This window comes from Alkalibacterium subtropicum (assembly GCF_900112455.1).
GTDB classification, from domain to species: domain Bacteria; phylum Bacillota; class Bacilli; order Lactobacillales; family Carnobacteriaceae_A; genus Alkalibacterium; species Alkalibacterium subtropicum.
Genome location: NZ_FOLT01000002.1, coordinates 105,839 through 118,113, shown reverse-complemented (window position 1 = coordinate 118,113; position 12,275 = coordinate 105,839). Strand labels below are relative to the sequence as shown.

At 47.1% G+C, this 12,275-nt stretch carries 10 protein-coding genes; 6 read left to right on the top strand and 4 right to left on the bottom strand.

Going from position 1 to position 12,275, the window contains the following annotated elements; genetic code table 11:
* Positions 1–284 precede the first annotated feature (284 nt).
* Positions 285–938, bottom strand: coding sequence for a metal-dependent transcriptional regulator (locus BM049_RS02385; RefSeq protein ID WP_091528388.1), 654 nt, complete (start codon positions 936–938; stop codon positions 285–287).
* Between the two features lie 198 nt (positions 939–1,136).
* Between BM049_RS02385 and BM049_RS02380 the strand changes: the two genes are divergently transcribed.
* The 4 genes from BM049_RS02380 to BM049_RS02365 are packed head-to-tail and all read left to right on the top strand — an operon-like array spanning position 1,137 to position 4,703.
* Entirely contained in the window at positions 1,137–2,084 is a 948-nt protein-coding gene (locus tag BM049_RS02380; RefSeq protein ID WP_091528386.1) for a metal ABC transporter solute-binding protein, Zn/Mn family, read from the top strand.
* 33 nt (positions 2,085–2,117) lie between these two features.
* Positions 2,118–2,870 carry a metal ABC transporter ATP-binding protein gene (locus BM049_RS02375; protein WP_091528385.1) on the top strand — a complete coding sequence of 251 codons (753 nt, stop codon included), beginning with the start codon at positions 2,118–2,120 and terminating at the stop codon, positions 2,868–2,870.
* A 1-nt stretch (position 2,871) separates the two neighbouring features.
* Complete coding sequence (locus BM049_RS02370; protein ID WP_091528383.1) at positions 2,872–3,798, top strand: metal ABC transporter permease; 927 nt, start codon at positions 2,872–2,874, stop codon at positions 3,796–3,798.
* Complete coding sequence (locus BM049_RS02365) at positions 3,795–4,703, top strand: metal ABC transporter permease (protein ID WP_091528382.1); 909 nt, start codon at positions 3,795–3,797, stop codon at positions 4,701–4,703. Before BM049_RS02370 ends, BM049_RS02365 begins: the two co-directional genes overlap by 4 nt.
* A 49-nt stretch (positions 4,704–4,752) precedes the next feature.
* Here the strand turns inward: BM049_RS02365 and BM049_RS02360 are convergent, their stop codons facing one another.
* The 3 genes from BM049_RS02360 to BM049_RS02350 form a co-directional block, all read right to left on the bottom strand.
* Positions 4,753–5,733: a LacI family DNA-binding transcriptional regulator gene (locus tag BM049_RS02360; protein WP_091528380.1), complete on the bottom strand. Its 981-nt coding sequence runs from the start codon at positions 5,731–5,733 to the stop codon at positions 4,753–4,755.
* 128 nt (positions 5,734–5,861) lie between these two features.
* Positions 5,862–7,994 (bottom strand): RNA degradosome polyphosphate kinase, encoded by a 2,133-nt coding sequence (locus tag BM049_RS02355; RefSeq protein WP_091528379.1) that lies wholly within the window; start codon positions 7,992–7,994, stop codon positions 5,862–5,864.
* Between the two features lie 2 nt (positions 7,995–7,996).
* Positions 7,997–9,562: a Ppx/GppA family phosphatase gene (locus BM049_RS02350; RefSeq protein WP_091528377.1), complete on the bottom strand. Its 1,566-nt coding sequence runs from the start codon at positions 9,560–9,562 to the stop codon at positions 7,997–7,999.
* A gap of 325 nt (positions 9,563–9,887) precedes the next feature.
* On the opposite strand from BM049_RS02350, the gene BM049_RS02345 reads away from it, so the two are divergent.
* Together BM049_RS02345 and BM049_RS02340 are read left to right on the top strand one after the other, a co-directional pair.
* Complete coding sequence (locus tag BM049_RS02345) at positions 9,888–11,012, top strand: 3D domain-containing protein (RefSeq protein WP_091528376.1); 1,125 nt, start codon at positions 9,888–9,890, stop codon at positions 11,010–11,012.
* Between the two features lie 446 nt (positions 11,013–11,458).
* Positions 11,459–12,259 (top strand): AAC(3) family N-acetyltransferase, encoded by an 801-nt coding sequence (locus BM049_RS02340; RefSeq protein ID WP_091528374.1) that lies wholly within the window; start codon positions 11,459–11,461, stop codon positions 12,257–12,259.
* Positions 12,260–12,275: the final 16 nt, after the last annotated feature.

The following is a 12,275-nucleotide window of genomic DNA, read 5'->3' as shown; positions in this document are numbered from 1 at the left end:
TCTGTAGTTCCAGTATACCATGCTTCGATCCTGAGAAGAAAAAAATAGAAGCTGCCCGTCAGCCTGAGGTGCCCATTCATGTGGGAACATCCAGATCAGCGTGCAGCTTATGGCTTTATGTTTAAAGTATGCCGGTTACGTCTAGAAAGGTCGTCCATCCCGTACTATAGAAAACAGAGGATAAGAGACAAGAAAAGGCGGTTGAATCTTCATGGTTTAAGTATCATAGCTGTTTTCTGTTTTCGTATCTATTGAGAAGAGAGCATCTTCAAGACAATGTCTCATCAAACGACATAATCCACCAAGATCTTAAACGCGGCTTTATGGCCGATGAGGATTTGTCTGCCTTCAGGTGTCTCGAGAGTGAGGGGGCCGTCAAACGATTCGACATCAGTCAATGTGTAATGGTCGCCCAGCTGGATATCTTTTTCGAGCAGATAGTTAAGGAATTCTTCGTCATCGTCGACCTCCTTGATCGTAAACGGCCTGCCGGTGCTGACATCTGTCAGGGGAAAGGCTGAGGTTTCAGGAAGTGATCCGTCCTTATTGGGGATCACGCCTCCATGAGGATCAAATTCCGGCTCGTCTAAAAAGTCATTCAGGCGTTCGATCAAGAGATCGGACGACACATGTTCCAGCAGATCAGCATCGGCATGCACTTCATTCCAGTTATACCCCAGCTTTTCAGACAGAAAGACCTCCCAGATGCGATGCTTGCGGATGAGCTGGTGAGCGATGCGTATGCCTGAAGCAGTCAGCTTAACGCCGCGGTAGGGCACATGACTGATCAGGTTTTCTTTCAGTAAGCGTGCATTCATCTCAGTTACGGAAGCGGCTGAAATGGATAAGTTTTTTACAAGTTTTTTGTTTGAAATGACAGAGTGATCTCCGCCCAGTTCGTAAATTGCTTTTATAAAATTTTCTTTATTTGGTGTCATGTCAGTCCATCCTTTGCTATCTCTCTTATTAAGTTTTACCACAGTTGTCGAGTGATTGTCAAAATCAAAGAAATTTTTAATTTGGTTGACTTGAATATATTTTTAGGATAGACTAAAAATGTTCGAAAAGCAACTTAAAAAATAATATCTAATACCATTGATTTTCAATATCAAAGAAACTGAGAAGGAGGGATATGAATGAAAAAGAATTTGCTTTTTATCATAATAGGAACCGCACTATTTTTCTTGGCGGGATGCAGCGAATCAGACCAGAGCGGAGATGAAGGCAGCGATCAAACCCAGATCGTGACCACCACATCATTTTTGACCGATTTAGCTAAAGAGATCGGCGGTGATCACGTTTCTGTAACAGGACTTATGGGCCCCGGCGTAGATCCCCATTACTACCAGCCGTCGACATCAGATATCATTGCTATGGGGGAAGCTGAGGTCGTCATCTACAACGGCCTGACATTAGAAGCACGATTCACCGAGGTATTTGAACATCTGGGTGAACGGGATGTGCTTACACTGAAGGCAGCTGACGGTATAGCAGACAGTAAGGTTCTGCATGAACTGGAAGAAGAGGATACTCAGGCAGTCGATCCCCATATCTGGTTCAGTGTTTCCAGGTGGAAACAGGTCACCCGGTATGTCGCAGAGGAATTGATTGGACATGACCCGGAAAATGCCGCGCATTACAAAGAAAATGCGGAAGCCTATATAAAGGAACTGGATGAGCTAAGTACCTATATTGAAACACGTGTGGCCGAAGTTCCTGAATCATCACGATATCTGGTCACTGCTCATGACGCTTTTCAATATTTTGGAGAAGAATTCAATTTTGAGGTCGTAGGGCTGCAGGGAATAAATACCCAAACTGAAGCCGGAACTGGGGACATCAGTCAGATGGCCAACTTTATTGTCGACAGAGACATTCATGCTGTATTTGTGGAAAGTTCGGTTTCGCCGAGAAGTATTGAGGCGCTGATCGAAGCGACAGGAAGCCGCGGGCACGCACTGAGAAATGCCGGGGAGCTGTATTCAGATGCTCTCGGCAGTCCAGCGGACGATTCGGACACGTATATATCGATGTTTAAAGCGAATATCGATACGATCGTAGATGCCTTGACTAGAGTAGAATAGATGAAAAATTAGAGTGTTGAAAGAAGGGTTACTATGAAAGAAGATATAGCAATACGTATTGATAAATTGACCGTAGCATATGAAGCACAGCCGGTATTGTGGAATATTTCACTGGCTTTTAAAAAAGGCAAGATGACAGCGATCGTTGGGCCTAACGGTGCCGGAAAATCTTCCATGATCAAAGCGATGCTTGGACTCGTCAAGCCAGTCACAGGTGAAGTCGTGTATCAGGACAAAGACCAGCAAGCCGTCTCCTATAAAGAGTTGAAAAACCGGATCGCGTATGTTCCTCAGAACACCTCGGTCGACTGGGATTTTCCAACGACTGTCCGGGATGTGGTCCTGATGGGGAGATATGGACATTTGGGCTGGTTTAAACGACCCAAAAAGGCCGACAGAGAAATAGCTAAACAGATGCTGGGAAAAGTGGGTCTGCCGACCTTTGCTTCCCGTCAGATCAGTCAGCTATCGGGCGGGCAGCGCCAGCGTGTATTCCTGGCACGTGCACTTGCTCAGGAGGCTGAGGTCTACATTATGGACGAGCCCTTGGCCGGAGTCGATATGAAGACGGAACGTATCATTATGAAGCTTCTGAAGGAGCTGGTATCGGAGGGGAAAACAGTCCTCGTAGTCCATCATGACCTGCAGACAGTAGAGGATTATTTTGATGACATCGTCTTTATTAATCAGGAAGTGATCGCCGCCGGACGGGTGGAAGATACTTTTGATAAGCAGACGGTCAAAAAAACCTATCACCGCGACCGTAATTTAGGGGAAGGTGAGTAGGATGCTGACTGAAATAGTTTCGGTTTTATCTGATTACACCTTCCAGCTCGTCGCCCTTGGTACGGGGATAATCGGGCTCCTCAGCGGAGTGATCGGTACGTATGCGACCTTACGCAAAGAAAGCCTGCTTGGGGATGCTTTGAGTCATGCCGCCTTACCAGGAATCGGCCTGGCTTTTGTCCTCATCCAGCGGAAAGAACTGCTGTTTCTGATGATGGGAGCCATTGTTTCGGGTCTAATCGCCACAGCGATCGTACAGCTTATTACAAAAAAAACGCTGGTCAAACTTGACAGCGCCTTGTCGCTTGTCCTGTCCAGTTTCTTTGGACTGGGGCTCGTGGTCCTGACAGCTATTCAGAACAATCCGAATGCCCAGCAGGCTGGTTTGAGCAGTTTCATCTTCGGTCAGGCGAGCGCGATGCTGAGTCGAGATGTACAGCTCATCGCTGCTGTGGGAGTAATCCTTTTAGCCCTTGTGGTCTTATTCTGGAAGGAGTTCAAGTGTTACACCTTTGATCCGATGTTCAGCCGGTCTCTGGGGTTTTCAAGCAAACTCATCGAATTTCTGCTATCGATGATGATCGTTTTAACGATCATCATCGGACTGGAATCCGTAGGGGTTATCCTGATCAGTGCCCTGCTGATCGGACCTTCGATAGCTGCCAGACAATGGAGCCACCGGCTGAGCAGTGTGATGGTCCTTTCCGGCCTGACTGGGTTTCTTTCCGGTGTGATCGGGACGCTCGTGAGTTCTATGGGCGAAAATATCCCGACCGGTCCGGTCATTGTGGTCGTCGTCAGCCTTTTTGTTTTTGGCAGTCTTCTGTTCGCACCTAAGCAGGGGTTAGTTGCCAGACGTATCAAGAAACGAAATAAACAGAAACAGTTTCTCAAACGATTGAACGAACTGAAGGAGGGTCATTCATGAGTATGATAACCGAAATCACCATGATCGCTGTCGTCGTGGCCATAGCCTGTGCGCTGCCCGGCGTATTCCTGGTACTCAGAGGTGTGACGATGGTGTCTGACGCTATCACGCATACAGTTTTGCTGGGTATCGTCTTGGCATTCTTTATCACTCAGGATCTGAACTCGCCCCTCCTGATGATCGGAGCGACCCTGGTTGGCGTCGCAACCGTATGGCTCATCGAAACCATACAGCGTTCCGATCTGGTATCCAACGATGCGGCGATCGGGATCGTCTTTCCCCTTTTCTTCAGCATCGCGATCATTTTGATCACGCTCTATGCAGGCGATGTCCATCTTGATGAAGATGCCGTTTTGATGGGAGATCTGGCGTTTGCCCCTTTTCGCCGCTTTGATGCATTCGGATATGATCTGGGACCCCAGTCGCTTTGGGTGATGTCAGTGATCCTGGTCATCAATGCTTTGTTCATTTTCTTTTTCTACAAGGAGCTGAAGATCACGACGTTTGATCCGGCTTTCGCTGCCGCTCTTGGGTTTACGCCATTGATCATCCACTATGCACTCATGACACTGGTATCGCTCACAGCCGTTGGCGCCTATGATTCTGTAGGATCAATCCTTATTGTCGGCTTCATGGTGGGACCGGCGCTTTCTGGCTATCTGCTGACGCATTCGTTAAAGAAAATGATCAGCATCACAGTGCTCATGGCTGTCATCAACAGCATCAGCGGAGTTCAGCTTGCTTTCCTTTTCGATACGACGATCGCCGGCATGATCGCGGTGGTAACAGGAGGTACAACTTTGCTTATCCTTGTCTTTTCTCCAGGAAAAGGCTTGTTCAAACAGCAGCTGAATCAGAAGCGGGCGCATAATAACTTAAATAAACGGATAGAAACTTTAATTTAAAAAAACATCCACCATTCCAGTAAAATCAGAATGGTGGATCTTTTTTATCTCAGCTGTCTTTCGTCGTGCCGCGCTTGATCAGCCGGAAAGTGAGGGGCGTTAAATCCTCGGACTTCTTGTCGAGCTGTTTCAGCAGGGAGCGGCAGGCGTTTCTGCCTTGTTCTTCGATGCCATAGTCTACAGTTGTCATGTTCATGACGTCGCTGACAAACAGATTATCAAAACCGATTATGGAAAGATCATCCGGTACCTTATAGCCTCTTTTCTTAAGTCTCGACACAAGCAGCGCAGCGATGTTATCGGAATGGGCAATGACTGCATCCGGACGGAGAGGCTGTTCTTCGATCCAGTCTACGACCCCGTCGACATCGTCCGGGGAAAGGATGCGCAGGAATGGACCGGAAGGATAGGGGGTGAGGTCCTTTGAGGCGCAGAAGTCAGTGTATGCCTTGATCCGGCGGGCAGTGTTCAGTCCGGCCGGTGTCCCGTAAACATTCAATATCCGCCGGCAACCGGTATTCCAGGCATAGGAGAGAGCCAGCCGGTTTCCTTCATAATGATCGATAAACACACTGGGGATTTCAGGCCTATCGACATTATGTAAGGTGACGATGGGGCCATCCTCGAGATATTTTTCCAGCACATCCCAGTCGTTGGCCCGGTAGACCAGAAAAATACCGTCCAGTTCTTTCGCTCTTAATAAATCAAAGGCTTCGCGCTCGCGTTTTCGATCGCCGTTGGTTATGAACAGTGTCGTCGTATAACCTGCTGTGTGAGCCTCAGCGATAAAAGAATTGATACGTGCCACAGCTGTTTCATTGAATTGTGTGCTGATGATACCGAAGTTTTTTGTTTCGCCGGTACGCAGGAGCTGGGCATGTTTATTGGGCGCATAATTGAGCTCCCTTATAGCCTGTTCTACTTTCCGGCGGGTTTCGTTGCCCACATAGCCGCTGGTATTGATGACGCGTGAAACGGTCGCAGACGAAACACCTGCATGCTTGGCGATATCCAGAATAGTGGTAGCCATTTGAGCACCTCCTTCTTGTTCAGTATAGCAGATTTAAGGGGATTAAAATCAGAAAGAAGGCAGCTGCCGCTAATTTTTCGTCCCGTCAATATTAAACGGTCCGAAAGAGGAGCGGAAAGTCTGCCTTTTTACTGTGTTCTTTTCGTCACGAATGAGCGGATCCGCTGCAGGACGCTGCGTTTCGTCGATGTCACCAGTGACCTTTCAAGATGCATGAGTTCTTTCTGGGCATGGATGGGTTTGCGTCCATCGGGCTCCGTTTTTTCATAAAGTCCGTCGGCCCTAAGGATCCATGCTTTGACGTTATCATACAGGTACATCTTGAGGATGGAAATGATGTGTCGTTTCCATTTTTCATCTAAAACGGGAAAAGCGATCTCCACCCGCTGGATCATATTACGGGTCATCATGTCTGCCGAAGAAAGATAGAGGTTTTCTTCGCCGTTGTGATTGAAGTAATAGACACGACTGTGTTCCAGGAAACGACCGATAACGCTGCGGACGGTGATATTCTCACTCACGCCCGGGATGCCGGGGATCAGACAGCAGATGCCCCGGACGATCAGTTCGATCTTCACACCGGCCTGACTGGCTTCATAAAGTTTCAGCAGCATCATTTTATCTGTCAGTGAATTCATTTTCGCAATGATATGGCCGTTCCCGTAACGTCTATGAAGAGTGATCTCCTTTTCGATATTTTCAATGAACGCATCGCGGATATCGAAAGGTGAGACATGCAGGTAGTGATAAGGCGGCTGTTCGTTATATCCGCTCAGATAATTGAAAAAGTCAAAGACATCCTGTGTGATCTCTTTATCTGCCGTGATCAGTCCCATATCCGTATACAGTTTGGCGGTCTGTTCATTATAGTTGCCGGTCCCAAGATGAGCATACCGTCTGAACCCGCGTTTCTCTTTTTTTATGACGAGTGTGGCCTTGCTGTGCGTTTTCAGCCCTTTGACTCCATAAAGGATATGGGCGCCGGCTTCTTCAAGCTTTCTTGCCCAGTGGACATTGTTCGCCTCGTCGAACCGGGCTTTCAGTTCGACCAGAACGGTGACCTGGATGCCTTTCTTTGCAGCATTTTCCAGTGCCCGGACTAAAGGAGAATCCTGGCTGACACGGTATAAAGTCTGTTTGATGGCCACGGTCCGGTCATCTTCAACCGCCTGTTCAATAAACTGAATGATCGGTTTGAAGGAATCAAACGGATGATGGAAGAACAAATCCTGATCGGCGGCCAGGCTGTAGACCGATTGGTTCTCATAGACTTGCGGATAAAAAGGATCGAAGGCTTCGAAGGAAAGACTCAGACCGGCATCTTCCAGTATGTCCACCGCTTCATGCAGACACGTCAGATCGATGGGACCGTTCAGATAATAGATATCCCGCTGCTTGATGGACAATTCTTTTTTTAAATACGCGATGTCTTTTTCTACGGACTGGCTGGTGCTGCGGTTGTCGACTTCCAGTCTGACGGCCATGCCGTTTTTCCGTTTTTCGAGATAGTCTTCGATAACGGACAGCAGATCCTCCGCCCCTTCTTCCTGTATTTCCAGATCAGCATTCCGCGTGATACGAAACGTAAAGGAGTACGTCACTTTATATCCCTTGAATAAATCTGAAAGAAAGGAATAGATCATGTCTTCAGAAAACAGCAGCAGGATCTCTCCGTCTTTTTTGAGAGAAAAGAGACGGTTCAGCCGCTGAGGCACAGGCACGATGGCGATGAAAGGCTTGCCGGATTTTTCAAGCCGGACGAACAGATGCAGCACACCGTCTGTCAAATGCGGAAAGGGACGGTAGGCATCGATACCGTAGGGTGTGATGGCCGGATCGATCTCATATTTGAAGAGGCCTTTGGCCCGTTCCTTATCGGCTTCTGACAACGCATCGATCGTTGTGAAGGAGATGGCGTAATTCTCAAGCTCCTTTTTCTTTTTTTCAAAAAGAGCATACTGGCGTCTGACTTGCTTTTGATTCTTTCTGGTTATTTCCTGAAGCTGTTTTTTTGGTGTCCATTGTTTCTTCGTATCAGGCTCACTGACGCCCATCTTCAGCTGATCCTGCAGCCCCGCCACCCGGACTTTGTAGAATTCATCCAAATTCGAACTGCCGATCGCCAGAAATTTCAGCTGTTCCAGCAGCGGATTGGTCGGGTCGTCTGCTTCTTCTACCACACGGGCATTGAAATCCAGCCACGACAATTCTCTATTCTGATAGTATTCCGGATTTTCCAGTGAATTATCTTGCCCCTGCATAGCTATACCTCCGTTTGGGGTGAGTCATTTATTTCTTTATTGAACGTGATCTCAAGTGGTTTCCCCAAAACCCGTTCGATATGATTTTTATGGCGATTGGCCCGATACTCTTCAGCGATCGCATCGCCGCTGTAGGTGACCTGAAGCACATAGCCGTCATCATCTGTTTCTTTAAGATCCATCTCCTGGACAAAGTTGACGTGCGAATCACTCAGAGCTTCTGCGAACTTGATGATGCTCCCCATATAAAGCAGCAGATCAAGTTCTTTCTCATCATACCAGTCTTTTACATCACTGGTGTACTGCTTGAACAGTGACCGGTTCTTGTAACTGGCTAATAAGGCAAGGCGCACACGATCGCGGTGATTGAACCCATGCAGATTCGTATTGGAGATGATATAAAAAGTATGCTGTGATTTCGAATCATCTTCGATGTAACTGCCCAGGTAATAGAGAGTAGCCCCGTAGTGCAGCAGATAGAGGTGTTCGTCCGCGACCTCCAGGATCCCTTTCTCTTTTATCAGTTCGATAAGCCGGTCAGCCAGGATGATCCGCTGATGGGCACTGATCGGACGGATATCGTATTGCTTGAACATGCGCTGTACCGTTTGACGTTTGATCCCGAACAGGTCATAAGAATCTTCATATCGCTGATTCAGTTTCTCAAGTATGATACCTTCCCGCAGACCTCGGTTACTGATGGCAAAGGTTTCAGAATCCATGACCTCAAGCAGTTCAGAGAAGACGATGCCAGCCGGAATGATGATATCCCGGCGGTCTTCACTCAGGCCGTCCAGGTCAGCCATGTCGTCCATAGAACTCTCTTCAAATAGTTCGAAGGTCTCATATAGGTCATTTCTGGACATGTAATATTGGTGGATGCCCGCGATCGGGTAGTCGTTCTGACGCTGGTAAACTTCGGCATAGTTGCGTGCTGAACCGCCGATCCCGACTAAAGTGACTTCCAGTCCTTCGAGCCAGTCCAGCGTTTTCAGCTGTTCATTTACCCACTTGCGGGCTTTTTTTATTGCCTTTTCATCATTGTGATCTTTTCCATCAAAAAAATCTTTCTGGAGAGAGACTGTGCCAAAGGGGAAACTGTGCATCTCTTTGACTTCCTTGTTTTTAAAGTAAGTGACTTCCGTACTGCCCCCACCGATATCGACACTGACACCGTCAATGACATCCATGGTGTGTCTTACGGCATAATTCCCGTAATAGGCTTCTTTTTCTTCAGGCAGTATGCCAAGGTCCAGATCCACTTCTTCTTTTACACGGTCGATGATCGCCTCTTTGTTCGTAGACTGTCGGATCGCAGCTGTTGCTATAGAAATGAGATCTTCGATATTATAACGTTCAGCGATATCCGTAAAGCTTTTCAGCACTTTTATCAATACCTTTATGCCGTCTTCGGACATTTTATTTTCACTGTCCAGATACTGAACCAGGCGGGCGGGGGTTTTTATGTTCTGAAGTTCCGTAATACCCTGATAATCATCTTTTTCAAAGATGACTAACCGGATGGTATTCGAACCGACATCTAGTAATCCAAAACGTTCTCTTGACATAATAGTCACTCCTCATAAATTTCAAACTAACGTAAAGGCGGGGTAAGTATCTTTCTCTTTAATCATACTATTTCTTTCTGCATAAAGTCTAAAAAAGCACACTTCATTACAATCATATTACAAAATGACGGAAAACGCTATCATAACTGGTTCTTTTACATAAAACAGCTGTTATCTATGTGAAACGCTCTCAATGTTCAAGTTTTTGTAACAAATTGTAAGAGAACCGAAATGTACAATAAAGGTTTTACCGGTATAATAACTGGGCATTGAATACTGATTGCGTATACAAACCCTTAATTCAGAAAGGATTGTCCGATAAATCATGAAAAAACGACTAGTGAGCTTGGCTGTGATTGGTTTAACATTCTTGCAGTTGAATAATGCTCAACCTGCTTCAGCTGAATCTTTAGATACGATCAAAGACCAGCAGGAACAGACTAAACAGGAGATCCAGTCACTTCAGGAGAATGTCAATACAGTTCTCGAAGAAGTCAACACATTGAACGAGACGCTGGTCACATTGGAAGAGACCATTACTGAAAAAGAGTCTGATATAGAAATGACTGAAAAGGACATCACCAAACAGGAAGCGATCGTATCAGCGCGTCTGGAACAGGCCAGCGAACGCCTGCATTCCCTGCAGGTCAATGAAATATCCCAGAATATCGTGCTGACACTGCTGGAATCTGAAAGCATCTCAGACATGTTCAATCGTGCGCTTGTTCTCATGCGTTTGACCGATGCAGGTAATGAACAGATCGAACTGGCTAAAGAAGAAGCGCAGAAACTTGTCGATCTGAAAGAGCAGCTGGTAGAGGCACGTCAGGAATTGAAGGGGCAGCAGGAAGAAGCTGTAGCGCAGAAAGAGGAGCTGGACGGTAAGGTCGCTTCCCTTCAGACAATGATCATGGATAATCAGTCAGAATTGTCTTCACTTGTGCAACGAGAAGCTGAAGAAGTGGCACGCATCGAAGAAGCACGTCGCGCGGCAAGAGAAGAAGCTGCTCGAGCTGCCGCTGAGAGAGACACAGATGCTCAGGATGTCTCCACTTCATCATCTGATAATCAAACGAGTGCCAGGCAGACAGTTAAGACCTCAGCACCCGAAAAAGTGGAGTCGAAACCTGCCGCTAAAAAAGAATCAAAACCAGCACAAACATCTGGCCGTACATTGAGAGTCGAGGCGACTGGGTATTCAACGAAGCAGCCGGGATTGAGCACACACACGTATATGGGTATCGATTTACGTATCAATCCGCGTGTCATCGCGGTCGACCCTTCAGTCATCCCGCTTGGCTCCATGGTGGAAGTTGAAGGCATGGGCGTCTACATTGCCGGCGATACTGGTGGAGCAATCAATGGAAAAATCATAGATATTCACTTCAAGACAGTAGCTGAAGCGCTGCAATGGGGCCGCCGCCATGTGACTATCCGAGTCCTGAACTAATAAATAATAAAGAGTCGATGGACCAGCGTGTGGGATCTTAACGGATCTCCCGCTGGTTTTTTATTTTTCTATTGTCAGGCTATAGGCTGAGTCACGGTTTGGCTTGTACAAATATGGATGTGTGCTGAACAAGCTGAACTTTCCCAAGTTCGGCTCATTCAGGATAGAATAATATCGGGAAAAGCTGAACTATGGCGAGGTTCGGCTCGTTCAAATCGAAGAGCGCTCCCTGTGCGTCCAAGACTTTCATGTTGGGTTTATTTAAATCTGTTGCATGTGCGAATAAACCGAATGCAGGCAAACTTTGGTCTGTTCTGCCAAGAGTGGAAACTGAACGGGCTGAACGTTGCTGCTGTCTTTAAAAAGAGTCATCCTGATCCGTTTGCATTTTCACCAACTATCCTGTTTAATCAGTAATATAGCGAATAGATAAAAGAGGTGAAAACATGCATACAAAAGAGTCACTGATTCCTGATTTAAAACAGCTGGATATTAATGTGGAAGGCACACTACTGGTTCATTCTTCCTATAAAAGCATTGGAGCAGTTAAAGGAGGTCCGGACGCGGTTCTAGACACCTTGAGTGCGTATATGAAGGCTGGCCTGCTGGTCCTGCCGACACATACATGGGAATACATCAATAAAGAGAATCCAGTTTTTGACGTCAGACGATCCCCCTCGAACGTCGGGATATTGACCGAGAGATTCAGACGGCGACCGAATGTCTTCCGATCTGAACACCCGACGCATTCGGTCGCTGCACTAGGCAAAGAAGCTGAATCATTTACCAAAGAAGAATACAGACACGATACGCCCTGTGCCCGGCAGTCTGTCTGGGGAAAACTTGTGGACAGAGACGCTAAGATTTTGCTGATCGGGGTCGACTTGACGAGAAATACTTTTATTCATGGCATCGAGGAGTGGGTGGACACTCCCGGACGGATGACCGAGTCATATGAAGACTTGTACAGTGTCCTTCGCACAGGAGAAAAAGTCCGTGTTCCGTCCCGCCGCCATTCCGGTTCACATGCGTCCGAGCATTACTGGAAAGTGGAAGAGATCCTGCTGGAAGAAGGGGCCATGAGCAGAGGAACGTTCGGCGATGCAGACGTGCGCGTCGTGGATGCAAGGAAAACGGCAGACCTGCTGACAGAACTGCTTCTGAAAAATTCTGATTTATTTTCAGATAACGAGCCGCTTGCTGATGAGTGGCGCTATTACTTTCAGAATAAACACAGTAAAAGCTGACCCAAGAGGTGAAAAA